General features: G+C 64.6%; 29 protein-coding genes. 23 read left to right on the forward strand and 6 right to left on the reverse strand.

The window, feature by feature from the left end:
• The 8 genes from E5K00_RS08725 to E5K00_RS08760 all read left to right on the forward strand — a co-directional run bounded on the left by E5K00_RS08725 (position 1) and on the right by E5K00_RS08760 (position 7,615).
• Complete coding sequence (locus tag E5K00_RS08725; protein WP_135462837.1) at positions 1–1,470, forward strand: TolC family protein; 1,470 nt, start codon at positions 1–3, stop codon at positions 1,468–1,470.
• 345 nt (positions 1,471–1,815) lie between these two features.
• Complete coding sequence (locus E5K00_RS08730; protein ID WP_135462838.1) at positions 1,816–2,193, forward strand: hypothetical protein; 378 nt, start codon at positions 1,816–1,818, stop codon at positions 2,191–2,193.
• Positions 2,194–2,332: 139 nt separating this feature from the next.
• Positions 2,333–2,740: a hypothetical protein gene (locus E5K00_RS08735; RefSeq protein ID WP_135462839.1), complete on the forward strand. Its 408-nt coding sequence runs from the start codon at positions 2,333–2,335 to the stop codon at positions 2,738–2,740.
• Between the two features lie 18 nt (positions 2,741–2,758).
• Entirely contained in the window at positions 2,759–3,742 is a 984-nt protein-coding gene (locus E5K00_RS08740; protein WP_135462840.1) for a hypothetical protein, read from the forward strand.
• Positions 3,743–3,774: 32 nt separating this feature from the next.
• The gene (locus E5K00_RS08745) at positions 3,775–4,449 is read left to right on the forward strand and encodes a response regulator transcription factor (protein ID WP_135462841.1); all 675 of its coding nucleotides are present in this window, start codon (positions 3,775–3,777) and stop codon (positions 4,447–4,449) included.
• Between the two features lie 225 nt (positions 4,450–4,674).
• Positions 4,675–6,006, forward strand: coding sequence for a sensor histidine kinase (locus E5K00_RS08750; protein WP_135462842.1), 1,332 nt, complete (start codon positions 4,675–4,677; stop codon positions 6,004–6,006).
• A 271-nt stretch (positions 6,007–6,277) separates the two neighbouring features.
• Positions 6,278–7,135: a T9SS type A sorting domain-containing protein gene (locus tag E5K00_RS08755; RefSeq protein WP_167856809.1), complete on the forward strand. Its 858-nt coding sequence runs from the start codon at positions 6,278–6,280 to the stop codon at positions 7,133–7,135.
• A gap of 87 nt (positions 7,136–7,222) precedes the next feature.
• Entirely contained in the window at positions 7,223–7,615 is a 393-nt protein-coding gene (locus tag E5K00_RS08760; protein WP_135462844.1) for a hypothetical protein, read from the forward strand.
• A gap of 126 nt (positions 7,616–7,741) precedes the next feature.
• Here E5K00_RS08760 and E5K00_RS08765 read toward each other — a convergent pair whose 3' ends face one another.
• Complete coding sequence (locus tag E5K00_RS08765) at positions 7,742–8,128, reverse strand: hypothetical protein (RefSeq protein ID WP_135462845.1); 387 nt, start codon at positions 8,126–8,128, stop codon at positions 7,742–7,744.
• Positions 8,129–8,515: 387 nt separating this feature from the next.
• Between E5K00_RS08765 and E5K00_RS23080 the strand changes: the two genes are divergently transcribed.
• The 3 genes from E5K00_RS23080 to E5K00_RS08780 all read left to right on the forward strand — a co-directional run bounded on the left by E5K00_RS23080 (position 8,516) and on the right by E5K00_RS08780 (position 12,404).
• A complete protein-coding gene (locus E5K00_RS23080; protein ID WP_245328245.1) occupies positions 8,516–9,238 on the forward strand; it encodes a fasciclin domain-containing protein in 723 nt (240 codons plus the stop codon).
• A 251-nt stretch (positions 9,239–9,489) separates the two neighbouring features.
• Positions 9,490–11,766, forward strand: coding sequence for an endonuclease (locus E5K00_RS08775; RefSeq protein WP_167856810.1), 2,277 nt, complete (start codon positions 9,490–9,492; stop codon positions 11,764–11,766).
• Between the two features lie 221 nt (positions 11,767–11,987).
• Positions 11,988–12,404 (forward strand): hypothetical protein, encoded by a 417-nt coding sequence (locus tag E5K00_RS08780; protein WP_135462847.1) that lies wholly within the window; start codon positions 11,988–11,990, stop codon positions 12,402–12,404.
• A 12-nt stretch (positions 12,405–12,416) separates the two neighbouring features.
• On the opposite strand, the gene E5K00_RS08785 is transcribed toward E5K00_RS08780, so the two are convergent.
• Positions 12,417–12,695 (reverse strand): GNAT family N-acetyltransferase, encoded by a 279-nt coding sequence (locus tag E5K00_RS08785; RefSeq protein ID WP_135462848.1) that lies wholly within the window; start codon positions 12,693–12,695, stop codon positions 12,417–12,419.
• A 193-nt stretch (positions 12,696–12,888) separates the two neighbouring features.
• On the opposite strand from E5K00_RS08785, the gene E5K00_RS08790 reads away from it, so the two are divergent.
• From E5K00_RS08790 to E5K00_RS08800, 3 genes are all read left to right on the forward strand, one after another.
• The gene (locus E5K00_RS08790) at positions 12,889–13,383 is read left to right on the forward strand and encodes a hypothetical protein (RefSeq protein WP_135462849.1); all 495 of its coding nucleotides are present in this window, start codon (positions 12,889–12,891) and stop codon (positions 13,381–13,383) included.
• 18 nt (positions 13,384–13,401) lie between these two features.
• The gene (locus E5K00_RS08795) at positions 13,402–13,680 is read left to right on the forward strand and encodes a hypothetical protein (protein WP_135462850.1); all 279 of its coding nucleotides are present in this window, start codon (positions 13,402–13,404) and stop codon (positions 13,678–13,680) included.
• 214 nt (positions 13,681–13,894) lie between these two features.
• The gene (locus tag E5K00_RS08800; protein ID WP_135462851.1) at positions 13,895–14,713 is read left to right on the forward strand and encodes a universal stress protein; all 819 of its coding nucleotides are present in this window, start codon (positions 13,895–13,897) and stop codon (positions 14,711–14,713) included.
• A gap of 281 nt (positions 14,714–14,994) precedes the next feature.
• Here E5K00_RS08800 and E5K00_RS08805 read toward each other — a convergent pair whose 3' ends face one another.
• The 3 genes from E5K00_RS08805 to E5K00_RS08815 all read right to left on the reverse strand — a co-directional run bounded on the left by E5K00_RS08805 (position 14,995) and on the right by E5K00_RS08815 (position 18,633).
• On the reverse strand, positions 14,995–17,106 hold the full coding sequence (locus E5K00_RS08805) for a TonB-dependent receptor (protein ID WP_135462852.1): 2,112 nt from the start codon (positions 17,104–17,106) through the stop codon (positions 14,995–14,997).
• Positions 17,107–17,482: 376 nt separating this feature from the next.
• Complete coding sequence (locus E5K00_RS08810; RefSeq protein ID WP_135462853.1) at positions 17,483–17,902, reverse strand: hypothetical protein; 420 nt, start codon at positions 17,900–17,902, stop codon at positions 17,483–17,485.
• A 140-nt stretch (positions 17,903–18,042) separates the two neighbouring features.
• On the reverse strand, positions 18,043–18,633 hold the full coding sequence (locus E5K00_RS08815; RefSeq protein WP_135462854.1) for a helix-turn-helix domain-containing protein: 591 nt from the start codon (positions 18,631–18,633) through the stop codon (positions 18,043–18,045).
• Between the two features lie 287 nt (positions 18,634–18,920).
• Here E5K00_RS08815 and E5K00_RS08820 point away from each other — a divergent pair, with 287 nt between their 5' ends.
• The 5 genes from E5K00_RS08820 to E5K00_RS08840 all read left to right on the forward strand — a co-directional run bounded on the left by E5K00_RS08820 (position 18,921) and on the right by E5K00_RS08840 (position 23,532).
• Positions 18,921–19,697: a DUF2490 domain-containing protein gene (locus E5K00_RS08820; RefSeq protein WP_135462855.1), complete on the forward strand. Its 777-nt coding sequence runs from the start codon at positions 18,921–18,923 to the stop codon at positions 19,695–19,697.
• A gap of 191 nt (positions 19,698–19,888) precedes the next feature.
• Entirely contained in the window at positions 19,889–21,121 is a 1,233-nt protein-coding gene (locus E5K00_RS08825) for a PQQ-dependent sugar dehydrogenase (RefSeq protein ID WP_135462856.1), read from the forward strand.
• A 171-nt stretch (positions 21,122–21,292) separates the two neighbouring features.
• The gene (locus E5K00_RS08830) at positions 21,293–22,009 is read left to right on the forward strand and encodes a hypothetical protein (protein WP_135462857.1); all 717 of its coding nucleotides are present in this window, start codon (positions 21,293–21,295) and stop codon (positions 22,007–22,009) included.
• Between the two features lie 72 nt (positions 22,010–22,081).
• A complete protein-coding gene (locus tag E5K00_RS08835; RefSeq protein WP_135462858.1) occupies positions 22,082–22,636 on the forward strand; it encodes a hypothetical protein in 555 nt (184 codons plus the stop codon).
• Between the two features lie 527 nt (positions 22,637–23,163).
• Positions 23,164–23,532 carry a VOC family protein gene (locus E5K00_RS08840; RefSeq protein ID WP_135462859.1) on the forward strand — a complete coding sequence of 123 codons (369 nt, stop codon included), beginning with the start codon at positions 23,164–23,166 and terminating at the stop codon, positions 23,530–23,532.
• Between the two features lie 292 nt (positions 23,533–23,824).
• Here the strand turns inward: E5K00_RS08840 and E5K00_RS08845 are convergent, their stop codons facing one another.
• Positions 23,825–24,271 (reverse strand): energy transducer TonB, encoded by a 447-nt coding sequence (locus E5K00_RS08845; protein WP_167856811.1) that lies wholly within the window; start codon positions 24,269–24,271, stop codon positions 23,825–23,827.
• Between the two features lie 187 nt (positions 24,272–24,458).
• Between E5K00_RS08845 and E5K00_RS08850 the strand changes: the two genes are divergently transcribed.
• The 4 genes from E5K00_RS08850 (at position 24,459) to E5K00_RS08865 (ending at position 26,902) form a co-directional block, all read left to right on the forward strand.
• A complete protein-coding gene (locus tag E5K00_RS08850; protein ID WP_135462861.1) occupies positions 24,459–24,764 on the forward strand; it encodes a hypothetical protein in 306 nt (101 codons plus the stop codon).
• 9 nt (positions 24,765–24,773) lie between these two features.
• Positions 24,774–25,088, forward strand: a complete 315-nt coding sequence (gene bamE, locus E5K00_RS08855) for an outer membrane protein assembly factor BamE domain-containing protein (protein ID WP_135462862.1) — start codon at positions 24,774–24,776, stop codon at positions 25,086–25,088.
• Positions 25,089–25,284: 196 nt separating this feature from the next.
• Positions 25,285–26,226, forward strand: coding sequence for an alpha/beta fold hydrolase (locus E5K00_RS08860; protein WP_135462863.1), 942 nt, complete (start codon positions 25,285–25,287; stop codon positions 26,224–26,226).
• Positions 26,227–26,314: 88 nt separating this feature from the next.
• A complete protein-coding gene (locus tag E5K00_RS08865) occupies positions 26,315–26,902 on the forward strand; it encodes a DUF7010 family protein (RefSeq protein ID WP_135462864.1) in 588 nt (195 codons plus the stop codon).
• The last annotated feature ends 23 nt before the right edge of the window (positions 26,903–26,925 follow it).

Below are 26,925 nucleotides of genomic sequence, written 5' to 3' on the forward strand. Positions count from 1 at the left end.
ATGAATCTTCTCCAAATCCCGCAACGTTTTGCCGCCCGCTGGCTCCCGGTGCTGACTGCCGCCGCCCTGGCCGTGAGCAGCTGCCAGGTTACCAAGCCGCTGCCCGTGCCCACCGCCGCCCGGGTGCCGGCCACCTTTACGCCCGGCACCACCCACCCCGACACGGCCAGCATCGCCACGCTGTCCTGGCGCCGCTTCTTTGCCGACCCGAACCTGGTGGGCCTCCTCGACACCGCCGTGCAAGCCAACCCCGACTTGCAGATTGCTTTGCAGCGGGTGGAAATTGCCCGGTCGGGCTACGTGGCCGCCCGCGGGGCCCTGCTGCCCACCGCCAGCGCCGTAGCCGCCGCCAGCGTCGACCGGTTTGCCGACTATAGCGGCACGGGCTTCACCGACACCAACAACGGCCGCCAGCTGCCCACGCCCACCCCCGACTACTTCCTGGGGCTGCGCAGCGCCTGGGAAATCGACGTGTGGGGCAAGCTCCGTAGCCGCCGCAAGGCCGCCTACTCCCGGGTGCTGGCTTCCGAGCAGGGCCGCCGCCTGGTCCAAACCGCCCTGGTAGCGCAAGTTGCCCAGCTGTATTACGAGCTGCTGGCCCTCGACAGTGAGCTGGCCGTGCTGGGCAAAAACGACACGCTGCAGGCCCGGGCCCTGGAAATCGTGCGGGTGCAGAAGCTCGGCGGGCGCGCTACGGAGCTGGCCGTGCAGCAGTTTACGGCCCAGCTGCTGCGCACCCGGGGCCTGGAAGTGGAAGCCCGGCAGCGCATCGTGGCCGCCGAAAACCAGCTCAACCGCCTGCTGGGCCGCTACCCCCGCCGCATTGCCCGGGGCCGGCCCATCCGGGAGCAGCAGCTGCCGGCCGCCGTAGCCGCCGGCCTGCCCGCCACCATGCTGCTGCGCCGCCCCGACGTGCAGCAGGCCGAGCTGAAGCTGCTGGCCGCCCGGGCCGACGTGGCCGCCGCCCGGGCCGCGTTTCTGCCTTCGCTCACGCTCACGCCCTACGTCGGGCTGAATGCCTACCGGGCGGCCCTGCTGTTTTCCACGCCCGGCTCTTTAGTGTTCGGGGCCCTGGCCGGCGTGGCGGCGCCCTTGCTCAACCGCAGCCCGCTCAAGGCCGAGTACGGCCGGGCGGCGGCCCAGCAGCAGGCGGCTTTTTACGGCTACCAGCGGGCCATGCAGGTCGGGTTTGAGGAAGTAGTGACCAGCCTGCGGGGCGTGGAAAACTACCGGCAGCTGTACGGGCTCCAAACCCAGGAAGTAGCCGCCCTGAACCGGGCCGTGGCCATTTCCAACGACCTGTACACGGCCAACTACGCCACCTATATTGAGGTCATCACGGCCCAGCGCAGCGCCCTGGAGGCCGAGCTAAAGCTGACCACGACCCGGCGGGAGCAGTTCCAGCGGCTCATTGATCTGTACCGGGCCCTGGGCGGCGGCTGGGATGCGGCGGCAACGGCGGCCAACTAACGGCTGGAGCCCCACAGGCCAGCTTAGTGTTTTTTTGACGTCGTGTTCATGCCGGGCTAGCTTCCCGTTGGCTACTCGGTGAGGCTGCCCCGCTGCTACCGTCTGCGGCCTTCCGGCCGAAAAGCCCGATTACCCGGTTTAGCTACGGCCCTGGTGGTGACGGGTCCGCTTTTGCGTTTCCATCCTTGGCCTGCTCACTTTACCGCCCCGATACCCGAGGCTTATTCCCACCAACCCCAGGATTCAGTACCGGGTGCGGCCGGCAGCCCCGTTGAGGTTATCATATTCACATCATGTTGCCAAGCTAGGTTTGACCACCGTTCACGTGGTTTAGCCTTCCTGGTCATGAAAAAGCTCCTTTCCTTTGCCGCTGCCGGGCTGTGCTCCGTGGCAGTCCTGGCCCAGACCGAGTCGCCCACGGCCCAGGCCCAGGTGCTCGATAAACCAATTGCCGCCGACAACCGCCGCACAGATGATAGAGGGCCTACCCACCGGCCGCCCCGCCAGCACCAGCTGACGGCCCGGGCAGCGCACGGCCAGCTGGTACGCACCGTGGCGCATAGCCCGGTGGCCGACGGCGCGCGCCGGGGCCCGGCCGTTAGCGCCGTAGCCAGTGGCGACAGACGCCCGGCCCGCACCCTGCGGCCCGCCCGGCGGGAGCGAAGCGCCGGGCGGCGCGTGGGTACTGCGGCCTCCCGCCCCGGCCACCACCCGAAGCAGTAGCACCGCGTGGCCGCCCGGTCGGCTGCGCGCTGGGGCTGTTTAGCTGCGCCCCGGGCACTGTTTGGCAGGTTTTGGGTGTTTCAATGCGTAAAATGCAGTAGGTTGCTGCTGCGCCCCATTTGTTTTGGCTTATTCCTGCATGAGACTTTCCTTTTCCGGCTTCTTTCTGTTCCTGCTGACCGTGGTGGGCTTGCCGACGCCCGGCCATAGCGCGCCGGGTGCGGTGGCGGAGGGCAGCGCGGAGCGGCTGGCGCTGGCACCCGGCCCGGCCGGGCAAGGCGACAAGCCCGGAGCCCGCGGCCGGAGTACAACCTTACCCGTGAAGTCGGTGCCCCACACCCAGCGCCAAAGCAAGCCGCAGCGGGTGGAAGCCGGAGCCCGCTCGGCCCGGGCTGCCGTGGGCTCGGCCCGCGGCGAACGGACCGAACGCACGGCCCGTAGTGCGCGTAGTAGTCGGGGGGCCGAAGGTGGCCGCGGAGCCCGGAGCGGCGGCAGTAGCCGCAGCATGGGCGGCGGCGCTGCCCGGGGCCACGGACGCGGGCACTAACTTCTTGACTGAACGGATATGGCGGTTTCATCTGGGCTTCGCTGGGCATTCGGCGCGCTGCTGGCCGGCTGGCTGGGCGGTGCCCCGGTGGCCGTAGGCCAGGATGTGGGCAGCAGCAAACCCAAGCCCCGCCCCACCACAACCGTGAAAAAGCCGCTGGCCCCCGCGCCGGGCAAAGCCCCGACCAAGGCGAAAGTCGCGCAGAAGAAACCACCGCCGCCCCCACCGCCCCCGCCGAAGGACACCCGCCACGACAGCTTCCGATTTGAGCTGACGTACGGCACCAACTCGTCCTTTTTCGGCCGCACCCAGCCCCAGCGCTACCCCTTCGTCTCGGGCGAGGCCACCTACACCAGCAAGTACGGCGTGTGGGGCTCGGTGGTAAGCTACAACCTCTTCGATACGCCCAGCTTCGTGGATGAAGCCGACCTGGCCGTGGGCTGGGACGGCGACCTGTCGAAGACCGTGGATGCCTCACTGAGCTACTCCCACTTCCTGTTTGCCGACGACAGCCCGCTGGTGAAGTCCAGCGTGAACAACTCCCTCGACGGCTACGTGGGCTGGGACTGGGGCTACGTGTATTCGCGCCTGAACGCGGCCTACCTGTTTGGCGACAGCAACGACTTTTTCCTGGTGCTCGACAACTCCCGCTACTTCGAGCTGCCGCACGTTCTTACGCCCAACGACTACGTTTCCATCGAGCCCCGCGTGAGCATGATGGCCGGCACCCAGCACTTCGTCGAAACCAGCATCGAGCAGCAGGTTCAGCGCGGCAACAACGGCAAGGGCAAAGGCAAAACCACGACCGTCACGACGGTAGTCGAAACGCCCATGACGCGGTTTCGGGTGCTGAATTACGAGTTGCGCGTGCCCGTGACCTACTCGCTGGGCATGGTGTCGGTGCAGGCGGCCTGGCGCTATTCCATTCCGGTGAACCTGCTGCCCGACGACGTGTCGCACGCCCGCTCCTACTTCACGACCAGCGTGGCCTTATATTTATAGCCGGTAATTCCGCCTTGCATTCTGCCCCGTCTATGACCGTTCTTATCGTGGAAGATGAGCGCACCCTGGCCCGCGAGCTGGGCATCTTCCTGCACCAGCACAGCTTCACCTGCACCGTGGCCCGCACCGCCCACGAAGCCCGCGCCCAGCTGGCCGATACGCCGTTCGACTTCGTGCTGCTGGACCTGGGCCTGCCCGACGGCGACGGGCTGGACGTGCTGGCCGAGGCCAAGCAGAACGAGCTGACGGCCGCCGTCATCATTCTCACGGCCCGGGGCGCGGTGGAAGACCGGATTGGGGGCCTGGAGCTGGGCGCCGACGACTACCTGGCCAAGCCCTTTTCCCTGCCCGAGCTACTGGCCCGCATGCACGCCATTACGCGCCGCCGCTTTGGCCTGCACAAGCCCCTGGCCAGCTGCGGGGCCTTCAAGCTGGATCTGCAGGCCCGCCGGGTGCTGCACCAGGGCCAGGAAGTAAGCTTGTCGGTAAAGGAGTTTGACGTGCTGAGCTACCTGGTGCTGCACAAAAACCGGGTGATGACGCGCCTGCAGCTCACCGAGCACATCTGGGGCAACCTGCCCGAGGCCGGCTTCGACTCCAATTACATCGACGCCCACATCAAGAACCTGCGCAAAAAGCTGGGCCAGCTGGCCGACGTGGAGTGGCTGGAAACGGTGCGCGGCCTGGGCTACCGGGCCCGACTGTAAGTGCGGGAGTTGTATGGTTAAACTGTCATCCTGAGCCCCGCGAAGGACCTTCCTCACCTACCCCACTACCGTTTGTTGCCAACGTACAAAAGCCCTTTACGGCTGATAGAGCAAAAGGCTTAGTACATTGACCTGACCTTGTCACTGAGGCGAGGAAGGTCCTTCGCTCCACCGTGTTACGCTCAGGATGACCGGCAAAAACAACCGTATTACTCTTCTTCCCGCTTGAAGCTCAGCACCAAGTTCTCCCTGTTCAATGCTCTGTCGCGGGTGGCTATTCTGCTGCTGCTCGTGGGCGTGCTGCCGCCGGTGATGAGTCGCCTGGCCCTGGTAGCCACCGACAGCCGCCTGGCTCAGAAAAAGGAGAAGGTACTGCGCCTGATTCGCCGCAACGGCATTTCCACCTTTATCGAGGGCGACCAGTCGTCGTACGGCAGCTACAACCTGCTCAAGGAGGAATTTATTTCGCTGGAGGAAATTCCGCCCGGCCCCCGCATCGACGTGATTGAGGACTCGAAGCGGGCCGTGGAAGATGAGATTGTGGAGTACCGGGTGCTGAGCTACTCCTTTGCCCAGGGCGCGAAGTACTACCTGCTCGAAATCGGGCGCAGCACGGGCAGCATCGACGAGACGGAGCGCAACTTCCGCACCTACGCCCTCTACATGCTGCTGGTGGCCGTCGCCCTGACCACGGCCGCCGACCTGGTGTTCTTCCGGTATCTGCTTGAGCCGTTTTACACCATAATCCGCCAGCGCCTGAAAAACGGGCACCACCCGGCCGCCTTCAACTTCGCCCCCATTGCCACCGGCACCGACGATTTCCGCTACCTCGACGAGAGCCTGCGCGAAATGATGACTACCATTCAGGCCTCGTTTTCGAAGGAGCGCAAGTTTATTGCCGACGCCTCCCACGAGCTGCTCACGCCCCTGGCTGCCCTGCAATACCGCTTCGACAATATGCTCTCGGACGAAAGCCTCTCGGACGAGAACCTGCTGCGCGTGGTGGAGTCGCAGCGCACGGTACACCGGCTGCGCACCATCATCAAGTCGCTGCTGATGATTTCCAAGATTGAAAACGACCAGTTTCCGCGCACCGAATCGGTGTCCTTGGCCCAGCTAGCGGCCGAGGTGAGCGAGGAAGTGCAGGACCGGCTGTCGGTGCTGAACCTGACGCTGACCCAGGAAATCGAGCCCGACTTTGTGGTGGCTGGCAGCAACCGGGGGCTGCTCTTCACGCTGCTGTTCAACCTGGTGACGAATGCCATTAAGTACAACCGGGAAGGCGGCCAGATTTTTCTGCTGGGCCGTCCCGCCGCCGCCGCCGGAAGCTACGTGCTGGAAATCCGCGACACGGGCCGGGGCATCAGCAAGGAGCAGCTGCCGCGCCTGTTTCACCGCTTCGATAAAGGCGCCGGCACCGACCCCGACAGCTACGGCCTGGGGCTGTCCATCGTGCGCACCATTGCCGATCTGCACGGCATCCGCATCGAGGTAAACTCCATTGAGGGGCTGGGCACGTCATTTCTGCTCACGTTTCCGGCGGCGGGTACCGTCTAAGAGCCGGCCCTGGGCTCCGCACCGCCGCACAACAGAAGGAGCCACTCCAGATTTCGGGTGTCGGGCAAGTGACGCTTATCATATTCACATCATGTTGGCGCAGTACCGTTGTGGAATCAACCTTTCAGTGCGTTTCCACGCTGCCTACCCTAACACCTGCGCTATGCCTGCCTTGTCCATTCCTGCTCACGCACCTGCCCGCGCCGTTCCTTCAGTTCCCTCAATTCCTTCGGTGTCGTGGTCGTGGTCGTTGTGGGGGCGTTTTTTACTGTTGCTCAGCCTATTGGTAGTGGCCCGCGCTAGCCGCGCCCAAAGTCCCGACTCGGAAAACGGTACGCTGCGGGCCGGCGGACCCGTAGTGGCCCGCAGCCAGGCCGCCCGCGCCAGCTTTGCCTACTACGAAGGCAGCCGCTGCACCGGCACCGTGGGCACGCTCGTCCCGACCATCGCCACCGGGGCCACGGGCGGCACCTTCTCGGCCAGCCCCGGCGGCCTGCGCCTCGACCCCGCCACCGGCAGCATTGATCTGGCCCAGAGCCAGCCCGGCACCTATACCATTGTCAACCAGCTGGCTGAAGCCGTAGCGGCCAGCACTACCCTGGAGCTGCACGCGCTGCCCAGCCCGGTGCTCACGGCCAGCGGCGCCACGGCCCTCGCACCCGGCGGCTCGGTGCAGCTGGTGGCCAGCGGCGGCCAGCCCGGGGCCAGCTACCAGTTTTTCAACGACGGGCAGGCCATTAGCGGCGCTACCACCAGCACCTACACGGCCACGGCCGGCGGCTCCTACACCGTGCTGGTCATCAACCCCGGCAGCTGCGTAGCGGCTTCGGCCCCCGTGGCCATCACCGCCGCCCCGGCCCGCGCTACCAGGGCCGCCGCCGCCAGCCCCGTAACGCTCCAGGTGTTTCCTAACCCTAACACGGGCAGCTTTGTCGTGGCCATTTCGGGTAGTGCGGCCTCCGCCGAGCTGGCCGTTTTCACGTCCGGTGGCCAGCCGGTCCAGACGCTGGTGCTGCCCCTGATTGCGGGTTCGGCCAAGGCAGACTTAAGCAAGCTGGCCCCGGGCACCTATCTGCTGCGGGCCACTACGGCCGGCGGCACCGTCACGCGCCGCGTGGTGCGCGAGTAGTCCGGCCCCGTATCTGCCGCCTTCTGGTCTTCTTTTTTCGCATTGGGTTTTCCGTATATTGGAGTCTCGCCCTCAGCCAGCTTCCGGATGGAAATCCTGTATCACACTTCTGCTCTTTCCATCTCCTATGACCCGAGCAACCATTGGTTGTACGTCGAGTGGAAAGGGCAGCACAACGAAGTGTCGGCCGTAACCGGGGGTGACCTGGTGCTGCGTTTTCTGCAGGATCATCCCTGCGAGAAAATGCTCAATGACAACAGCCAGGTTACGTCCGACTGGGACAAGGGGGCTGCCTGGGTGGGTGGTCATTACTACGAGCAGCTGGCCTGCCGGGGCGTGCGGTACGTGGCCTGGGTGTACCCGCCCCACTGGCAGGCCCGCAAATCAATGGACCGGGCCATGCTGTTTGTCACCCGGCCCATGGTCGTCACCTTCGACGACGTAGCCACGGCTTACGAATGGCTGCGCACGAGCACCTGAGCCAGCCACTGCCATAAAAACCCAAAAGGGCCCGTACTTGCCAGTACGGGCCCTTTTGGGTGGTAAGAACAGCTACCAGCGGAACGTTTGTTTAGGCACAGCTCAGAAATCAGGACGGGGAAATGCTTAGGCGGCCTGCTCGCGGGTGGCCGACAGCGGCAGGTAAGTAACGCGGCCCTGGGCCGCGGGCTGCAGCGAGGGCAGCGCGACGCCGCCGTGCTGTACAAAGAAGTTCTCAATCTGCTGATTCAGCAGCATCGGGTCGTCGGAGTCGAGCTCGGCCACGATGTCGTTCATGCTGGCGATGTTCTCGCAGGTGGTCAGCATGTAGCCCGGCTCGTACAGCCACGAATACACGAACAGCGTGGCCCCATCCTGCGCGGTGTACACGTGCTGGTAGCGCACGTCCGTGGGCGGAATGTAAGCTCCCTGCCCACCGCGCGCCGAGTGGAACAACGAGTAGCTGGGTACCAGTGGAACAAAGCCGAGGTTGTGCAGATATGTGTCTTTCATGGTTGTGGTCAGGTGGAAGCCTGTGGGAGAACCAGGCTGGTTGAGGCTTCCAAGATTGCCTACTTCTGGCCCGATAGAAAGGAAAATTTCCTGCCAATTGTGACTTCATCCAGCACCCAGTTTGCTCCGAAATAAGGCATATACTCTGCTGTTTATCTTTAAATTAGGCCTAACCAACGCTCTTTACGCTATCAAAATGTGACATCATAAAAGCCTAATTTTTTCTTTCAATCCGTAGGTTTTCAGGCTTCCCGGCAGCTATCTATGCCGGTTGAAAGTCGCCGCGCCCGGAATTATCCGGCCCGGCGCTCCGGCGGGGGCGCGGCCAATCCATCGCCGGGGCCCTACCGTATAGCGGGCATCTTTTCCTTTCTTTTCTGCCTACGCATGACGAAGCAATTTATTCCGCTGCTGGCCCTGCTGGTCTTCCTCGGTACCGGGGCCTGCCCGGGCGCCGGGGCGCAGCAGGGCCCGACGACCAAATCGGACGGGGCGAAAACCAAAACCCGGGCCGCCGGGGCCACGACCAAATCGAAGGTGGGAGACGATGGTAAGCGAAAGCGCAAAAGCAAAGCGGGCAACAGCAGCACCAAGTACAAGGTGAAGGCCCCCGCGGCCGGCGCCGGCCAGGCCCCGCCGGCCGCGGCGGGCGTGCTGGTGGGCGGCACCCTGATGACGCCGGACAAAGACCTGGTCAACAATGCGGTAAACTCGACCGACCACACCACGCTGGTGTCGGCGCTGGCGGCGGGCGGCCTGGTTGAAACCCTGAAAAGCGCCGGCCCCTACACCGTATTCGCGCCCACCAACGCGGCGTTCGACAAGCTGCCGGCCGGGGCCGTGACCACCCTGCTGATGCCCGAAAACAAGCAGCGCCTCTACACCATGCTGGCCTATCACGTGGTGCCCGGCAAGCTCAAGGTCGACGACCTGGCGGACGGGCAGACCCTGACCACCCTGCAGGGCGAACCCCTGACCGTGGTGAAAAAAGGCCCGGCCGTGCTGCTGCGCGACGGGAAAGGCGGCACGGCTACCATCCTGATTCCGAACGTCGTATCCAGCAACGGCATCACCCACGTCGTCGACCAGGTGCTGCAGCCCGCCAAATAACCCGGCTCCGGACGGGTACCGGCTAGACTCTTACTGTTCAGGAAGTTATTCCTCACCCGGACACAAAAAAATAATATCACCCGGGAAAAAGCCTGCCAGCATGTTCTGGCGGGCTTTTTTGTGCGGGCCGCCCCCGAAACAATGAACTGTTTTCCCGCCGCTACCAAATGATTTTCGGATATTAGTGCCATCATTCATTCCGTTTTTAGTAACACATGAAACACCTCTTCGCATGGGCTTTTGCCGCTGCAATGAGTTTGAGTCTGGCCTCGACGGCCCAGGTGATGCCCGCAGCACCACCTTCCAACTTGCAGGGCCAGGCATTGAAAGACTGGCTGCGCACCAACTGGTACGACGGCAAGCGCGTTGACCTGGGCTACGACGTGGCCCGCGGCAAAATGTACAACTACGTCGACGTATTCGACGGAAAGCTGACCTGCGTGTACTCGGGCTACGCGGTGCCGAAAACCATCGACTCGGCCGCCACCAGCACCAGCAACGTGGGCCTGATCAACTGCGAGCATACTATTCCGCAGTCGTGGTTCAACGAGGTGAGCCGGATGAAGTCCGACATTCACCACCTGTTTCCGACTTATACGCAGTGGAACTCGAACCGCGGCAGCGACATGTTTGCCGATATTCCCGACAACCAGACCCAGATCTGGATGCGCGGCACGGTGGGCCAGTCGACGATTCCGACCAGCAACATCGACGAGTGGAGCGAGGACACCAACACCGCTTTTGAGCCCCGTGAGGACCACAAGGGCAACGTAGCCCGGTGCGCGTTCTATTTCTACACCATGCACCAGGGCCAGACCTTCGACCCCGGCAAGGACGTCATTACCGGCCTGGCCGACCTGCAGACCCTGTACCGCTGGCACCTGGCCGACCCAGTGGACGCCCGTGAGCGGGAGCGGAACCGCCGCACGGCCAAAAGCCAGGGCAACTTCAACCCCTTCATTGCTTACCCCGAGCTGGTAGCCCGCGCCTACAACCTGACGGTGCAGCCGATTTTCGGCTTCTCGACGCCTTCGGGCACCATCGTGGAAGGCAACAGCGGCACGAAAACCTACACCACCACCGTCACGGTGAGCCCCGCCCCGACGGCCACGCTCACGGTGCAGGTAGGCGCGGATGCTTCCTCGACGGCCACGGCCACCGAGGACTACGTTTTCCCGACCCAGACGCTGACCTTCGCCGCCGGCGAAACCACCAAGACCATCACCGTCACGGTGAACGGCGACACCAAGCCCGAAGCCGACGAAACCCTGCTGCTCACGCTGACTAACCCCAGCACCGGAGGCTCCATCGGCGGCTCTTTCTCGCACGCGCTGGTCATTACCAACGACGACGGCCAGGCCCCGACGGTGGCCTTCGCCGCCGCTACCAGCTCCCTGATTGAAGGCAACACCGGCACCCAGACCTTCCAGATCAGCGTGACGCTGACTGGCACGGCCCCGACCTCGGCCGTAACGGTACCGCTCACGGTTGACGCCGCTTCGACGGCCAACGCCACCGACTACAGCCTGAACGTGACGTCCTTGAGCTTCGTGGCGGGCCAGACCAACCAGACCCAGACCATCACGGTGACGGTAGTGGGCGACGTGACGCCCGAAGCCAGCGAAACCGTGCTGCTGCGCCTGGGCACGCCCACCGGCGGCGGCGCCGTGCTGGGCACCCCGGCTACGCATACGTTCACCATTACCAACGACGACCAGGCGCCCACCAGCGGCCCCTGCACCCGCCTGTATTTCTCGGAATACGTGGAGGCTGCTACCGGCAACACCAAGGTGCTGGAAATCTACAACCCCTCCCCGTTTGGTGTTGATTTGACCGGCAAGCGCGTGGCCCTCTACGCCAACGGCAACACGGCCAACCCCACCATTCAGACCCTGACCGGCAGCATTGCCGCCGGCGACGTGTACGTTATTGCCAACGCCGGCTCGGCACCGGCCGTGCTGGCCCAGAGCGACCTGACCTCCGCCGTAACGTTCTTCAACGGCGACGACGCCATTGCCCTGTTTGACGGCACCGACACGCTGGACGTAATCGGGGTAATCGGGCAGCGCCCGGCTACGACGGGCTGGGTAATTCCCGGCGGCGGCACCACCACCGACAACACCCTGATCCGCCGACCGAACGTAACGGGCGGCTCCACGCGCTGGGCTACCGGCGCGGCCACCTGGCAGGCCGTGGGCACCGACGTGTATACCAACATCGGCAGCCACACTTCCACCTGCATCAACCTGGGCACCAAGGCTCCGGTGATTACCAATAAGCTGGAAGTATATCCCACGCCCACGGCGCACCTGCTGCACGTGCGGCTGCCCGAGCTGACGGCCCGTACCCAGGCCACCATCAGCGTGTTCAACGCCCTGGGCCAGCAGGTCCTGACGCAGCAGCACACGCTGGGCGGCACTGCCTCGGAAGCTACCCTGAACGTGCAGAGCCTGCCCGCCGGCCTCTACACGGTGCGCGTGGCTACCGGCAACGCCTTCTACACCAGCCGCGCCGTCGTACAGCACTAGTATCGGCAGCCAGGCCCCCGGCCTGACACCCACGAAAAGCCCTGATTCCATGCCTGGAGTCAGGGCTTTTTTGTAGCTGGGCGGGCCTCCGGCAAATAGCGGCCCGGGCGCTGATATGTTGCCCGGGTGTCGTAGTTTTGCAGGGCAAGCAGCAGCGGCTTTCCCGGTAGGAAGCCCAGCGTACCGGCCACCGGGCCAGCTGCCTTGCTGCCGACTGCCCTATGCCTTTTTCCTCGCCCAGCGAAACCCTGTATTTTTCCAACGCCGCTCTGCAGCTAACCCACGACCCGGCCGGGGGTTACCTGCGCCTGCGCTGGACGCCCAAGGGTGGCACGGAAGCCGAGCTGCGGGCCGCTTACCAGCAGGTGCAGCAGGCCATGCAACACTTCCGCACGGGCCGAACGATGAGCATTCATCAGGAGCGGCCCCTGATACCGGTGGCCGTGCAGCAGTGGCTGGCTACCGAGTGGATACCCGGCAGCGTGCGCCTGGCCGGCTACAGCCACTGCGCCATCGTGGAAAGCCACAACCCCATGGCCCGGCTGGCCTCCCAGGGCGTGGCCCTCAGCGCCCCGGCCAGCCTGGCCTTCCGCCACTTCCCGACTGAGGCCGACGCCGACGCCTGGCTGCGGGCCTAGCCGCCTGGCCGGCTATTCGCGCAGGTCCTGGTACTCGGGGTGTTGCTGCACGTAGGCTTTCATAAAGCTGCAGGAAGTGCGGATGCGCAGCTTGTGGGCGCGGGCATACGCCAGGGCCGTGGTGGCCAGGGCCTCGCCCACGCCCTGCCCGCGCAGGTTTTCGTCCACGAAGGTGTGGGTAAAATCGACCACGCCCTCGGCGGGCAGGCTGTAGGCAAGCTCGGCTTCGTAGCCTTTGACCGTGGCGTAAAAGGCTTGGTCTTCTTCGTTGTGGGTGACGGTAGGTTGCATCGGGGAAAGTCAGTGAGAATAGGCGGAAAATAGTCCCGGCGGGGCTGGCTACCCATACGCGGACTAGGGGGCCGGGGATGGGCCGGGCGCCGAAATTTGATTTTGCGCGCGGGTGTAGCCAAATCGGGGCCGGCTCCGTACACAGGGGCAGCAGCCGGCGTGCCGGCTATTCCACCCTCACTCTTCTTTCGCCATGCAAAATCACCCCAACGACGGCAGCAACGATAATCCGGACGAATTCAGCGAGTTCCGCAAAGACAAAAACCAGGAGCCCGAAAACCACCGCGAAGGAGCGGCCCGGGCCGGAGCCTCGGCCGAAAACGGCGCGGATATGACGGCCGCCCCCAAGCCCAACACCTCGACGGGCACGCCTTCCTATGGTGAGTTCGGCGGCGCAGCCCCGGCGGCCGCCACTACCGGCTCCGACGTCTACTCGCACCCGGCCGGCAACAACCCCGGCGGCATAGCCGCCCCCAACGTAACGGAGCCCGACCAGCGCGGCGCCGCCCCCCAGAACCGCGCCACCGACACGGTAGTAGCCAGCCAGAACGACGACGCGGAAAGCCGCCGCGAAGCGTATAAGGAAGACGACCCGCGCTACGGCAGCGGCACCCGCAACTGGGCCAGCGAGGAACCGGCCAACCGTAGCACCGGCCCGGAAGACCCCAACGACAACGCCCTGAACTAGCCCTCAACCTTCTCTGGTATGAATAAGAACAAGAAACCGGCCGCCGCGAATGAGCCCCAGTCGGATGGCGCCAAGATGAGCCCCGAGCAGCAAAAGCACCACGACGAGCTGTATACCTACAAGCGCGACGAGGAAGGCACCCTGGACACCTCGGCCCGCCTGGAGCAGGAAACCACCGGCATTCCGGACGACACCACGGTGCCCGGCGCCACCGGCGACCTGGCCGCCACCGGCGACAAGCGCGACGACATCATCATCGAGTCGAACAACAACTTCGAGAACGACAACAACCGCTAAGCCCTGCCCATTTGGGGCAAGTGCCCGCACGAAAAGCCGTTTTGCCAGTAGGCAGAGCGGCTTTTTGGCTGCCGGCCAGCGGCTGACCGGCAGCCTGATTTCTTCCCGGTTTACCGGCTTCATGCTAGGCCCAGCCTTGCTAATGCCGTATCTTACCAACAGCTCAGCCCTATTGCAGTATACTTAAGCGTCGTCACTTCTAACCCCTGCCCGTATGCCCGCTCCCTTGCTCGTGCTGACCGACTTTACACCCGCCGCCGACGCGGCCCTGCAGTATGCCGCGGCCCTGGCGGCCCAGCTCCACACGCCGCTGGTGCTGCTGCACGTAAACCGCAACTCGATTTTCGACCCCGAGTCCTTCACCGGCAAGCTGCCCCAGCGCACCGAGGGCGAAATTGCCGTGGCCCTGGACGAGCGGATGAGCCGCCTGACGGTGCCGGTGGTGCCGGCCGTGACGGCGGGGCGCTCCACGGCGGCCATTCTCGAAGTGGTCGAGCAGCACCGCCCCGCCCTGCTGGTGCTGGGCCGCCCGGAGGTAGACGAGCTGCCCGACGAGCTGGTGACGACGACTTCCCTGGACTTGTTGCAGGCCTCGCAGTACCCGCTGCTGGTCGTGCCGGTGGCCACGGCGGCTACCGCGCCGCGCCGCCTGTCCCTGGCCGCCGATGGTAACCCGTTTCAGCTGGCCGCGCCGGCTCAGGCCGTGCAGGAAGTGTTGCAAAAGCTGCAGGCCCGGCTAACCATCGTGCACGTAGTAGAGCCCGAAGACGACGACTCCTGCACCAAGGCCCTGGAAAGCGTGCGGACCGCCGGGCTGCTGACCGGTATTGAGGACAAAGTACATACCCAGGGCGTGCGCAACCTGGACGTGGCCAAGGGCATTGAGCAGGCGGCCCACACGGCCCATGCCGAGCTGCTGGTGCTCGTGGCCCGGCGGCACAGCGTGCTGGGGCGGCTATTTCACCGCAGCATCACGGCCCAGGTTATCCGGCACGCGCGCCTGCCGGTGCTGGCCCTGCCCACGGGGCGGTGAAACGGTGAGATGGTGAGGTGGTGAAATGGTGAGTTTGAGGTTCCCGGGTCTCACGACGTCGGTCATTTTGAACGTCGCGAGGCAGAGTGCAGGAACTTCCCCACCTGGCCCACGGACGCTGGTACCAACGTGACAACGCCCTTTTTCCGCGCGGAAGAAGGGCGTTGTCACGTTGGTACTGACTTGTCACTACTCAGAGGAAGGTCCTTCGCTGCGCTGCGCTCCACTCAGGATGACACATCAAACAACGGACAAACTCACCACTTCACCACTTCACCATTTCACCACCTCACCGCCACCGTCGTGCCGGCGTAGAAGTTGCGGGCGGGGGCGGGCTGGTAGTAGCGGCCACCGAAGGCGTTCAGGTCGTTGCCGAGGCTGTAGTGGCGGTCAGTGGCGTTTTCGAGGCCCGCGTAGACGTCCAGCTCCAGGTGGGCCAGCAGGGTTTGGCGCCAGCCGCCGCGGGTGGCGAAGGTCCAGTAGCCGGGAGCGTAGGCCGTGTTGGCGTCGTTGAGGGGCAGGCGGGCCTGGTGGCTGAGCGTGGGGTGCAGGTAGAACCCTTGCGGTACCGCCAGGTCGAGGCCGGCGCTGAGGGTGTGGGGCGCGGTGCCGGGCAGACGGTTGCCGCTGAAATTGTCGGCGTTCGGCTGGTAGTCCTGGAAGCGGAAATGGTTGTAGGCGTAGCTGGCCCAGGCCCGCAGGCCGGCGGCTGGCGCGGCCGGCACGCTGCCGGCGGCGGGTGCGGGCTGCCAGAGCCAGCCGCTCAGGGCCGCTTCCACGCCCCGCTGCCGGGTGGCGCCGGAGTTGGCAAACAGCTGCGCGCCCAGCTCGTTGGTGCGCGTCACGATGGTTTGGCGCAGGCGGAAGTCGAAGGCGGCCACGTCGAACTGCACCCGGCCGCTCAGCGCTTTGCCCCGCAGGCCGACTTCGTAGCTGGTGCCCCGCTCGGCCTGTAGGTCCTGGTTGAGGCTGCCGTCGGAGGGGCGGATTTCCTCCTCGGTGGGCGGCGAGAAGCCGCTGCTCACGCTGGCGTAGGCCGAAATCAGGGGCGTAAGCTCCTTGAGCAGGGCCACGCGCGGCGACACCTCGGGCCGGAAGCGGCGGGGCAGCTCGTAGCCGGCGGGGGTAATGGTGCCGCCCGGCAGGCGGGTGATGCGGTAGCTGAGGCGGTTGTAGCTGGCCCCCACCGTAGCCAGCAGCCCGGCCGGCAGCTCCAGCTCGGCCTGCCCGAACACAAACCCGGTGGCCGTGCGGATGTCGTCGTCGTAGCGCAGGGCCCCGGTGCTGCCGGCACGGTTGGCGTAGTTGCGGGCGTTTTCGAAGCTGCCCTGCCACTCCCCGCCCCCGCTCAGGCGCAGCAGGCGGCCGGCCAGCACGCGTTGGTAGGCAAACACCGTCCGCCCGCCGCCGCCCACGGCGGTGTTGCGCTCATAGTCGACCAAGTAGGGCGTGCGGATGGTGGTGCCGGTAGTGTAGAGCGTGGTTTTGTTGGAGAAGGCCGGCGTGAAGCGGTACTCGTGCGAGAAACCCAGCAGGGCCGTGCGCGAGGCGTAGGCCGCCTGCTGCTGCACCGTGCCGGGGCTGGTGGCCGTGCCCGGCCGCGCCTGCCGGGGGTTCTGCTCGAACTGGGCCCGGGTGAGGCCACCGGGCAGCTGGTAGCTCAGGTCGGTGTAGAGCAGGTGGGCCGCCACGGTGCGCTTCTCCGAAACGCGGAATTCACCGTCGAGGGTCAGCACGTCGCGCAGGGCGGCGCTGTTGTCGCGGTAGCCACCGAGGCTCTGGTGGGCATACTGGGCCCGCACCGTGCTGGCGGTGGTACCGGCTTCGGCCGCCACGGAGTAGCGCCGCAGCCCGAAGCTGCCGGCCGTGGCGCTTACCTGGGCGCGGACTTCGCCGGGCGCCGCCTGGCGGTTGGTGAGCAGGATGGCCCCGCCGGTACCGGCCCCGTACACGCTGGCCGCCGGGCCTTTGATGACTTCGAGGCGGCCGATGGTGGCGGGGTCGAGCAGGTTGAAGGGCGTGCTGCCGCTGGCCTCGGTGAAGGGAATGTCGTGGTAATACACCTTCACGTTGCGCACCCCAAACGGCGAGCGGAGCGTGCTGCCCCGCACGCTGATGCGGTAGCTGGCCGTGGCCCGCTCCTCCAGCCGCACGCCGGGCAAGGTGTTCACGGCCGCCGCCAATGAAGCCTGGTTGAACCGCTCGATGCCGCTGGCGTCGAGCACACTCACGCCGGCCGCCGTGCGCCGCAGCGGCAGGTTGGTGCCGTAGCCGACCACGGTGGCCTCGGGCAGCTTTATGGGGCGGGTGGTATCGGCGGCGGCGGGCAGCTGGGCCAGGGCGGGCAGGGCCAGCAGACTCAGGGGCAACAGTAGAAAGTAACGAACGGGCATATGCGCTGGGCAGGTCAGAGCCTTTGCAAACGGCAAAGCGGGCCGGATGTTCAGGGTGGGAAATAAAGCCGGGCTGCCTATCTTAACCGCCGGCCGCTTCCCATTCTGCTATTCACCCCTATCTACTTCGCTATGTACGCCCTGCGCCGTCACCGCTTGCCGCCCCTTGCCACCGGGCTGCCGGACGGCTGTAGAGACGCAACATCTTGCGTCTCGTCGTCGCACGACCCGGAACCGCGCCGTGTACCAGGGCAACCGCCATCCACCATCGTTCAACGACGAGACGCAACATATTGCGTCTCTACTACGCCCACAAAAAAGCCTGCCCGGTTTCCCGGGCAGGCTGTTGCATAGGCATAGCGTAGTCTGGAAGAGGTTAGGCCGACAGCCCGTCGTGGCGGGCCTGCACCTGGGCTTTGCAGTCCTGGTAGCCGGCGAGCTGGCGCTGGGCGGCGTCCAGCTCCCGGGCCCGGCGGAAGGCCCCGCGGCCACCCTGGCCGCTGAGCTGCTCGTCCTGGAGCTTTTCCCGGTCGCGCTTGAGGGCGCGCAGCTTCACCTCCTCCTTGGTGCGGGCCTCCCCGGCGGGCATCGTCGCGACGCGGGCTTCCAGGGGCCCGATCTGGTCGGTGAGGGAGCTGATTTCGTTGGCATCGGCCGTGGCCTCGTCGGTTTGCAGGCTGGCCGAGCGGGTGGCGGCCAGGATGCGGAACGAGGCCCGGTCGATGTCGGCCTGGGTGTCGGCGAGTACCAGCTGGCACTCGGGGCGGGTAGTCAGTAATGCAACGGGGTAATCCATACTAGAAACGGTAGATAAAGGGTTAACGCGCTGTGGCTTCGTGCCACGAGCTGCTAACGCGCCGCACCCGCCGGGCTATATAGTCCTCAGCCGATTTATTTTGACCCCGCTCAACGGCAGAAACCCACGCCTGGGCCGCGCTACGACGGTGCCCCACCGGCCAGCCAGGCCCGCAGCGCGGCGGCCTCGTGCCGGCAGGCCGCACCCCGGATGCCGAGCAGGGCGGCGGCCGTGGGTCCGGTGGCAGCCTCGGGGCGCAGGGCATCGGTAGCGGCTTCCAGCAGGCGGGCCAGCCAGCGCCGCCGCAAGACTATCCCCACGGGCTCGGGGAGTGCGGTGGCCGCGGGCAGGGATGGCAGGGAAGCCAGCAGCAGCGGGCCGGCGGCCAGGTGCCGGGCGGCCAGCCGGTGCCGGCCGAGCAGGGCCAGGTGCTGCTGGTGCAGGCGGTGGGCCTGGTAGTCGCACTCCAGCAGGCGGGCTACCGCCGCCGCCGGCCCCACTGGTGGCGCGGGCACCGCAGCGGGCGGCGGCGGCACGGCGGTGGGGTCATCGGGCAGGTCCAGGGCCGTCAGCCAGGGATGCAGCCAGGGCCGGGCGTGGCGGGGCAGGGCCTCCCGGCCGGTTTCGACCAGGGCCAGCAACGAGCGGCTGATGCCCAGCCAGCCGGCCAGGGCGGGCTGGGAAAGACCAAAATGGACGCGCACGTCGCGCAGCAGTTGGGCGTGGCTCACGGCAGGGCAGCTAGTGGTGAACCTAACGGCGGCGGGCCTCCGCTCAAAAACCGTTAGGTAGTCCCTAACCTAACGGTTTTTCTGGTCGTCACAAAAACCGTTAGGTCTGGCCTTACCTAACGGTTTTTCCAACCGTCGCACAAACCGTTAGGTCAGCGGCGGGCTTGCCCCCAGACCGGGCGGGCCGGAGTTGGCCGGCGGCCGGCTGACGCGCCAACGCGGCGGAAACCGGCCGTGCGGCGGCACGGGCCGGATAACCCCCGGCGGCCGGGCTGCGTCTAACGGGTATGCACTTCCTCGGGCCCGGCGCGGCCGCTCTTTTTTTTCTGGGCTCTTTCGCGGCTTTCGGCCAGACCCAGCGCATCCCGGACCGCAACAACATCGGCTGGTACGTGTACGAGGGCGACCATCCACTGAGCAAGCGCTGGACGCTGCACACCGAGTACCAGTGGCGGCGCACCCACTTTCTGACCAGGCCCCAGCAGCAGCTGGCCCGCCTGGGCGCGGCCTACCAGCTGCGGCCCCGCGTGCAGGTGGCCGCCGGCTACACCAACCTGATTACCCGCCCCTACGGCGACTTTCCCACCGCCGACACGGGTGTGCCCTTCCCCGAGCACCGCCTCTACCAGGACGTGCAGCTGAGCGACACGCTGGGCCGGGTGGTGCTGGAGCAGCGCGGGCGGCTGGAGCAGCGCTGGCAGGGCCAGCTGGAGGAAGGCCAGGGCCGCCGCGTGCAACGCTGGGAATACCAGAACCGCATCCGCTACCAGCTCTCGGCCGTGCTGCCGCTGCAAGGCCCGCGCCTCGACGCGCGCGAGTGGTACCTGACGGGCTTCGACGAGGTGTTTCTGAGCTTCGGCCGCAACGTGGGCAAGGTGTTCAACCAGAACCGCCTGGCCGGCGGCGTGGGCTACCAGGTGCAGGACAACTTCCGCCTAGAGCTGCTGTACCTGAATCAGATAACCCAGCACGCCGACGATGAGCCCGTTTCGGGCCTGCCGGTGTTCGAGTTCAACCAGGGCTTCCGGCTGGGCGTGAACTACAACCTGACGCTGGGGAAGTAGAGACGCAATATGTTGCGTCTCGTCGTTGAATGAAACTGGTGCAGGACACTGAACGAAACCGTTGAACAATCCTTTCGCGAGTCGTTCAACGACGAGACGCAATATGTTGCGTCTCTACCTCGTGCTGCCAGCGCAACCCCGGCCGGCTGCCAGCGGTAAACCCACTCTATTCGTTTTCAACGCTCTGCTGTATGAACTTCCGCTTCACCCCTTGCATAACGGCCGCCGCCCTGCTGGCCTCCCTCACGGTCCAGGCCCAGAATGACTATGAGAAGACCGTGAAAGACGGTTTCGCCGTCAACGTGTTCAAGCCCGGCAAGGTCGACGCCACCGAGGCCTACGTGGCCCAGCTCAAGGCCCCGGCCGGCTTCACGGTTACCAAGTTTGCCGAGAAAACCGGCAACCCGCGCATGCTGGCCGTGGCCCCCAACGGCGACGTGTACGCCTCCGACCGCACCAAAGGCACCGTCATGCTGCTGCGCGACACGAACAAGGACGGTAAATCGGATGTGATGCGGGAAGTGGCCCGCCGCCCCGATTTGCACGGCCTGGCCCTGAAGGACGGCAAGCTCTACCTCAGCGCCATCCGGGAGCTGTTCGTGGCCGACATCAAGGCCGACGGCACCCTGGGCGAGCTGAAAACGCTGTATAAAGACCTGCCCGACGCCGGCCAGCACCCCAACCGCACCCTCAACTTCGGCCCCGACGGCCAGCTCTACCTCTCGGTGGGCAGCACCTGCAACGCCTGCGACGAGCGCAACAAGGAACAGGCCACGCTGCTGGTGGTGAACACCGACGGCTCGGGCCGCAAGGTGTTTGCCAAGGGCCTGCGCAACACCATCGGCTTCGGCTGGCACCCCGCCACCAAGGCCCTCTGGGGCTTCGACCACGGCATCGACTGGCTCGGCGACGAAGACCAGCGCGAGGAGTTGAACGAAATAAAAGAAGGCGCCGACTACGGCTGGCCCTACGTCTACGCCGACGGCAAAATCCCGCCCCACCCCCAGCCCGCCGATATGACGCCCGAGCAGTACGCGGCCAAAACCGTGCAGCCCGTGCAGCTCTACGCCGCCCACGCCGCCCCGCTGGGCATGGTGTTCAACACGGGCCAGCAGTTCCCGAAAGAGTACCAGCACGACGCCTTCGTAACTATGCACGGCTCCTGGAACCGGGCCGAGCCCTCGGGCTACCGCATCGTGCGCGTCAAGTTCGACGCCCAGGGCCGGGCCACCGGCATCGAGGACTTCGTGACCGGCTGGTTGGTGAACAACAACAAGGAGCAGTTCGGCCGCGTCTGCGGCATCGCCCAGCACACCGACGGCTCGTTATTGATTTCCGACGACTCGAACGGCGTGATTTACCGCGTAGCCTATGCGGGCGGTAAGCCGGCAGAGAAGGGCAGGGCGAAAGGGAAGAAAGGGTAAGCTGAAGCCCTAACACGACCGTCATGTCGACCAGCGGGAGACATCTCGCGTGCAATGGTAATCTAATTACTACTGCACGCGAGATGTCTCCCGCTGGTCGACATGACGTTCTTTTTTCCTACTATGAGCACCCTTTCGAACGTTACCTGTTGGTTTAACCTTCACCCGGCCATGCTGCTCTACCCTATTCGCCGCTACCGTCGGCCTCTGCTGTTCCCGCCCGGCCTGCTGGCGCTGGCGTTTTTGCTGTTGCTGGGCTGCTGGGTGATAAATAGGAATACCGAACGATGGCAAACACGATATGCACTTAGGTTGACGATGCCACAGTTAACTTATAAAGCATATCCCATAACAGGTATCCACTTTTTTGCGCCCTACAACTCTCGGTTAGAATTGGAGCGTTTTCGCCCTTGGCAGACGATTACCTTTTCCGGCAATATTTGGCAGGACTATTTTAGTCTGCACGAAGCCCGGCTACGAACCCAACAGCTACAGGAGTATCCGAGCCAAAACGTTGGACTTCGGATTCAATTTACGGACCATGCAACTTATAGTGACTTAATTCAGATGCTGGATCAGGTGCAGGGCCTAGCTTTAAAACACTACTGGCTGGATATTCTTTATAAACCGACTACGCTATTTGTTTTTGGAGTTAATCCTCAATCATCGGCAACCGAAACAGGAATCTTTTCCTGTGACAATGAGATTGTTCCTGATGCCTATGAGCCTTTGTCTTTTTGGAAGTGGTTGGGTAATTATTTCACCCAATCTCATATTCTAAGCACTTGGGCCCCGCTCCTCCAGCCCGACTGGCGCAACTCGCTGTATATGCTGCTACTACTTGCTCTGGTTTCCGTCGGCCGACTACTCCGGCTTCGTAGCCTTTAGTGCTGGAAAGCGCTGCGCCGCTGGCACCTGACGTAAATTGCAGGTGTTATAAGCTATACTGTTTTCACCCGCATGCCTGCCCTTTCCCCCGACCTGCGCAAAGCCCTCTTCAACTTACCCCAAAAGGAAAAAGACCAGCTCCTGGCCCGCCTCGTGGCCCAGGATTCGGTGCTGACCGAGCAGCTGGCCTACCGCCTGCTCGAAGGCCCCGACGCGCTGGAAGACCGCCGCGCCCAGCTCCGCACCCAAATCGACGACCCGGTGCGCGGCTACCACCAAACCCCCAACGATTTGCTGGTCATCGTGCGCCAGCTCCAGGCCCGTATCGGCTACCACGCCAAGATTACCGAGGATGCCTTCGGGGAAGTGGAGCTGACGCTGCGCCTGCTCAACCGCGTTTTTGAGCACCAGCCCCAGCTCGTAGCCAGGCTGCACGGCCCCACCCAGCCCCTGCTCCAGCACTTGGCCAAGCGCACCCACGAGGCCCTGCGCCAAACCGAAAAGCTCCACGCCGACTACCATTTGGAGCTGGCCGAGGCCATCGGGGAGCTGCTGCGGCGTCTCTGGCAGTCGGGCGCCGCCCCCCTGGCCCGGGAGCTGGGCGTGCCGAAGGAGTTTAGTTGTTAGTTGTTGGTTGTTGGTTGTCCGTTGTTGGTTGTTAGAGCTGTCATCCTGAACCTTAGCGAAGGACCTTCCTCGCACACCCCACGGCGCGTAGTACCAACGTGCAAAAGCCTCTTTCCCACGCACGAGTAAAGCGACTTGGGCATTGCATCAGGCTTGTCACCTGGGCTGAGTGGCCAGCAAGGCTTTTGCTCTTATTCCGGCCGTCATGCCGAGCATGTGGCGCCTCAAGCCAGGAACCAAGCAGCTGGCGGGCTGCCGTTGCCAGAGTAACCATATACCATTGCCCGCGAGATGCTTCGGCTGCGCCTCTGCCTGACGTTCCGTTGACTTGCTGGCCACACCGCCAGTTAGAGGAAGGTCCTTTGGCAGCGCCTCGGGATGACAGATACCTCCTGCCAGGCGGCGAGTGAGCAGTAGGCAACACGATAGTTTTCGTCCTTTGCCTGAGTGTTTGGTTGGGAAAGAACTCCCATCTTGCCCCGCAATTCTGGCCCCCTCCCCCAAACGCCTTTTCAACTTCTGACCACATGCCCGCACAAGCCCTTTCCATCCGTCCCTTTGTTGGCGCCAAAGACTTCGCCGTTTCGCGCAGTTTCTACCGCGCCTTTGGTTTCACCGAAGTGGTACTCTCCGCGGGCATGTCATATTTCGTGCTGCGGGGCGTCGGCTTTTACTTGCAGGATGCCTACGTGCAGGACTGGATTGGCAACACCATGCTGTTTCTGGAAGTGGCAGATGTAGAGCAGTACTGGGCGGAGCTCACGGCCCTGGACTTACCCAGCAAGTACGAGGGCGTACGCATTCTGCCGATCAGGCAGGAAGCCTGGGGCAAGGAGGGTTTCCTCTTTGACCCCTCCGGCATCCTGTGGCACATCGGCGAGTTTAACAAAGAATAGCCACTGAGGAGTTTGGTTGTTAGTTGTTAGTTGTTGGTTGTTAGTTGTTGGTTGTCCGTTGTTAGAGCTGTCATCCTGAGCCTTAGCAAAGGACCTTCCTCGCCCACCCCACGGCGCGTGGTACCAACGTGCAAAAGCCCCTTCCTACGCTGGTAGGGAAGGGCTTTGTGCGTTGAATCAGGCTTGTCACTCAGGCGAGGAAGGTCCTTCGCAAGCTCAGGATGACAACTCTAACAACGGACAACTAACAACCAACAACCAACAACTAACAACCAAACTCACCACCTCACCGCTACTCCAGCGCCCGAAACACGATAGGGAGCGTGTAGGCCACTTTCACGGGCTGGCCCTGCACGCGGCCGGGGTTCCACCAGGGCATGATGCGCACCAGGCGCAGGGCTTCCTCGTCGAGGCCGTAGCCCAGGCCCTTCACCACTTTCGCGTCGAGGATGTGGCCCTGCTCGTCGACCACGAAGCTGACGTGCACTTTGCCGGAAGCGCCGTGGCTGAGGGCTGCGGCCGGGTACTGGATTTTGGCCCGCAGAAACTTGGTGAAGGCCGCTTCGCCGCCCGGGAAGCTGGGCATTTCCTCGGCTACGTGGTAGACAACGGGCGCGGCCGGCGTGGCCGTACCGGCGCTGGTACCCGAGTCGGAGAGGGCGGCGGTGAGCTGGTGCTGGGCGGCGACGGGGGCCGCCGCCAGCAAAAAGCCGGCAAGCGCGAAAAGCAGTCGGGGCATGGCGAAGAGCGTATCAGACAGTGGCCCAAAGCTATCCGCCGCCGGGCGCCGGGCCGTAACGCCACGGTTATGCTTGTGTTGCCGTTGTGTTGGTAACATTGCCGGTATCCTTTGCCGGGAAAAAGCAGTACATTATTCTACCAAACGCCCGGAGCGTTTTTCGCGCCTCCCCCTAGCTTTCACCGCCATGTCCTACACTCCTCACCCCGAAAATATGCGCGTGCCCCAGCACCTGAGCGAAGCCGAGCTGCACCAGGCCCTGGACGAGCTGGATGCCAAGATCAAGACGCTGCGCAACCGCGCCCACGCCACGGCCGTGGGCTCCGAAAACACCTACCACGAGCACATTGCCGCCCTGGAAGTGAAGCGGGCCAAGCTGGCCGAACTGGTCGGCCCCGCCGGCCGCCCCGCCCCCGACCGGCCCACCAGCACCTGGGACGAAATCCGGCGCGGCATCGACACCCTGCGCGAGGATCTGCGCAACATCATCTAACCGATTTTCATGAAAGTATTCGTTTCGCTCGTGGCCCTGGCCGCCACGCTGCTGCTGCCGGCCTGCACGGCCCAGGAAAGTTTTCAGAACGCGGAGAACTGCGTCAAGGTCAAAATCGGGATGAGTGAGCAGCAGGTACGCGGCATCATGGGTGCCCCGACCGGCGAAGACGCGGCCGAGGGCAGCGGCAAAACCTGGTCGTACCTGTTTGGCAGCGCCACCGACACCCAGCCCATCCGCATCCAGTTCGACGCCAGCGGCAAGGTCACTGCGGCCACCTGTGCGCCCGAAGCCTCGGGCTCGGAGCGGCCCACGGGCAACTAGCCCGCTTTTGCCAGCAAGGCCACGCGGCCCCGACCCCTGCGGGAGTCGGGGCCGCGTGCGTTTGGGGCCGCGCCATTCGGCCGGGTTAAAAGCAGGTCAGCGGCCGAATTTACCGTTCGCCCAAAAGTTGTTCCGTTCGGGGCCGGCACCCGCTAGGTTTGAGCCATCATTCACCACCAACCTAGCTCTTACTCCGATGAACTTCTCCGCTACCCTCCGCCCCATCCTGGCCGCCCTCCTGCTGGCCGCCGCTCCCCTGGCCACCGCTCAGGCCGCTACTGCTCCGGCAGCCGCCGCCGCCCCGGCCGATAAGGCCGCCGCCCACCCCAGCTTCACGGTGCGCGTGGTGGGCAAGGGCCGGCCCATGCTGCTGATTCCGGGCCTGACCTGCCCCGGCGCGGTGTGGGACGAAACCGTGGCCCACTACCAGAAGCAGTACCAGTGCCACATCGTGTCGTTGGCGGGCTTCGGCGGCCAGCCCGCGGCGGCCACGACCACCGACTTCCTGCAAGGCGTGCGCGACCAGCTGCTGACCTACGTCAAAGCCCAGAAGCTCACGAAGCCCGTGGTGGTGGGTCACAGCCTGGGCGGCTTCCTGGCCCTGTGGATGAGCACCACCCAGCCCGAGGCCGTGGGCCCGCTGGTTATCGTCGATTCGCTGCCGTTTATGTCGGCCATCCAAAACCCCAACCAGACGGCCGAAGGCGCTAAGCCCATGGCCGAGGGCATGCGCCAGCAAATGAGCAAGGGCCACATGCCGCTGGCCGCCCAGCGCCAGATGGTCAGCAGCATGGTAACCGACTCGGCCCGCGTGACGCAGGTGGCCCGCTGGGGCACGGCCTCCGACCCGGCCACCGTGGCCCAGTCCATGTACGATATGATGACCACCGACCTGCGCCCGGCGCTGGCCCGCGTGCAGCAGCCCACGCTGGTCCTCGGGGCCTGGGCCGCCTACAAGCAGTTCGGCTCGACCAAGGAAAGCACCCGCGCCATCTTCACCCAGCAGTACGCCAAGCTGCCCCAGGTGCGCATCGAAATGTCGGAGGCCGGCAAGCACTTCCTGATGTACGACGACACCCAGTGGTTTTTTACCCAGGCCGACGCCTTCCTGAAGCAGACGGCGGTAGCCAAAAAGTAAGTTTTCGGACCGGGGCGGCAGGCTTTTTGGCCCCGGCTTACTAGTTTGCCGCCCGATTTGTCTGTTCTCCTTTCCTCTTCCCTTCTTTATGTCTACTGCTCAGCTTAACCTGGATGCCCTGCGGCTGGAATTATCGGTGAAAGCCAAAAACGGCCTCGACTTTATCGTGGCGGCCAGCCTGGTCTGGTCGGTTATTACCCTGATCTGGCTGCTGCCCGGTAGCCCCAGCCGCCACGGCCTCTACACCTTCTTCATGGGCGGCGCGATGGTGCCCCTGGCGCTGTTGTTTTCCAAGGTGCTGCGCACCACCTGGACCATCAAGGACAACCCGATTCAGCCCCTGGGCCTCTGGCTGAACTTCGCCCAGCTGTTCTACTTCCCGATTCTGATTTTTATCTACGTCCGTTACCCGCAGCATTTCGTGATGACCTACGGCATTATCACCGGGGCCCACTTCTTTCCCTACGCCTGGTTTTACAACACCAAGTCGTTTGCCGTCATGGCCGGGGTTATTGCCGGGGGCTGCCTGCTGCTGGGCTCCCGCCTGCCCGTGGAAAAGCTGTACTATATTCCCGGCTTCATCGTGGGCAGCCTGCTGGTGCTGGCCGGCTGGCTCTACCTCGACTACCAAACCAAACGCCAGCAAGTCCCGGCGCTGGTCGCTGCTGCCGCCTAAGCGCGCCGGCCCTGTATTCGTCC

Source organism: Hymenobacter aquaticus, assembly GCF_004765605.1.
GTDB classification, from domain to species: domain Bacteria; phylum Bacteroidota; class Bacteroidia; order Cytophagales; family Hymenobacteraceae; genus Hymenobacter; species Hymenobacter aquaticus.

Bases quoted from the DNA above. Each gene is read 5' to 3' on its own strand.
- E5K00_RS08725 (WP_135462837.1), top strand. From the start codon at position 1: ATGAATCTTCTCCAAATCCCGCAACGTTTTGCCGCCCGCTGGCTCCCG.
- E5K00_RS08730 (WP_135462838.1), top strand. From the start codon at position 1,816: ATGAAAAAGCTCCTTTCCTTTGCCGCTGCCGGGCTGTGCTCCGTGGCA.
- E5K00_RS08735 (WP_135462839.1), top strand. From the start codon at position 2,333: ATGAGACTTTCCTTTTCCGGCTTCTTTCTGTTCCTGCTGACCGTGGTG.
- E5K00_RS08740 (WP_135462840.1), top strand. From the start codon at position 2,759: ATGGCGGTTTCATCTGGGCTTCGCTGGGCATTCGGCGCGCTGCTGGCC.
- E5K00_RS08745 (WP_135462841.1), top strand. From the start codon at position 3,775: ATGACCGTTCTTATCGTGGAAGATGAGCGCACCCTGGCCCGCGAGCTG.
- E5K00_RS08760 (WP_135462844.1), top strand. From the start codon at position 7,223: ATGGAAATCCTGTATCACACTTCTGCTCTTTCCATCTCCTATGACCCG.
- E5K00_RS08765 (WP_135462845.1), bottom strand. From the start codon at position 8,128: ATGAAAGACACATATCTGCACAACCTCGGCTTTGTTCCACTGGTACCC.
- E5K00_RS23080 (WP_245328245.1), top strand. From the start codon at position 8,516: ATGACGAAGCAATTTATTCCGCTGCTGGCCCTGCTGGTCTTCCTCGGT.
- E5K00_RS08775 (WP_167856810.1), top strand. From the start codon at position 9,490: ATGAGTTTGAGTCTGGCCTCGACGGCCCAGGTGATGCCCGCAGCACCA.
- E5K00_RS08780 (WP_135462847.1), top strand. From the start codon at position 11,988: ATGCCTTTTTCCTCGCCCAGCGAAACCCTGTATTTTTCCAACGCCGCT.
- E5K00_RS08785 (WP_135462848.1), bottom strand. From the start codon at position 12,695: ATGCAACCTACCGTCACCCACAACGAAGAAGACCAAGCCTTTTACGCC.
- E5K00_RS08790 (WP_135462849.1), top strand. From the start codon at position 12,889: ATGCAAAATCACCCCAACGACGGCAGCAACGATAATCCGGACGAATTC.
- E5K00_RS08795 (WP_135462850.1), top strand. From the start codon at position 13,402: ATGAATAAGAACAAGAAACCGGCCGCCGCGAATGAGCCCCAGTCGGAT.
- E5K00_RS08800 (WP_135462851.1), top strand. From the start codon at position 13,895: ATGCCCGCTCCCTTGCTCGTGCTGACCGACTTTACACCCGCCGCCGAC.
- E5K00_RS08805 (WP_135462852.1), bottom strand. From the start codon at position 17,106: ATGCCCGTTCGTTACTTTCTACTGTTGCCCCTGAGTCTGCTGGCCCTG.
- E5K00_RS08810 (WP_135462853.1), bottom strand. From the start codon at position 17,902: ATGGATTACCCCGTTGCATTACTGACTACCCGCCCCGAGTGCCAGCTG.
- E5K00_RS08820 (WP_135462855.1), top strand. From the start codon at position 18,921: ATGCACTTCCTCGGGCCCGGCGCGGCCGCTCTTTTTTTTCTGGGCTCT.
- E5K00_RS08825 (WP_135462856.1), top strand. From the start codon at position 19,889: ATGAACTTCCGCTTCACCCCTTGCATAACGGCCGCCGCCCTGCTGGCC.
- E5K00_RS08830 (WP_135462857.1), top strand. From the start codon at position 21,293: ATGCTGCTCTACCCTATTCGCCGCTACCGTCGGCCTCTGCTGTTCCCG.
- E5K00_RS08835 (WP_135462858.1), top strand. From the start codon at position 22,082: ATGCCTGCCCTTTCCCCCGACCTGCGCAAAGCCCTCTTCAACTTACCC.
- E5K00_RS08840 (WP_135462859.1), top strand. From the start codon at position 23,164: ATGCCCGCACAAGCCCTTTCCATCCGTCCCTTTGTTGGCGCCAAAGAC.
- E5K00_RS08845 (WP_167856811.1), bottom strand. From the start codon at position 24,271: ATGCCCCGACTGCTTTTCGCGCTTGCCGGCTTTTTGCTGGCGGCGGCC.
- E5K00_RS08850 (WP_135462861.1), top strand. From the start codon at position 24,459: ATGTCCTACACTCCTCACCCCGAAAATATGCGCGTGCCCCAGCACCTG.
- bamE (WP_135462862.1), top strand. From the start codon at position 24,774: ATGAAAGTATTCGTTTCGCTCGTGGCCCTGGCCGCCACGCTGCTGCTG.
- E5K00_RS08860 (WP_135462863.1), top strand. From the start codon at position 25,285: ATGAACTTCTCCGCTACCCTCCGCCCCATCCTGGCCGCCCTCCTGCTG.
- E5K00_RS08865 (WP_135462864.1), top strand. From the start codon at position 26,315: ATGTCTACTGCTCAGCTTAACCTGGATGCCCTGCGGCTGGAATTATCG.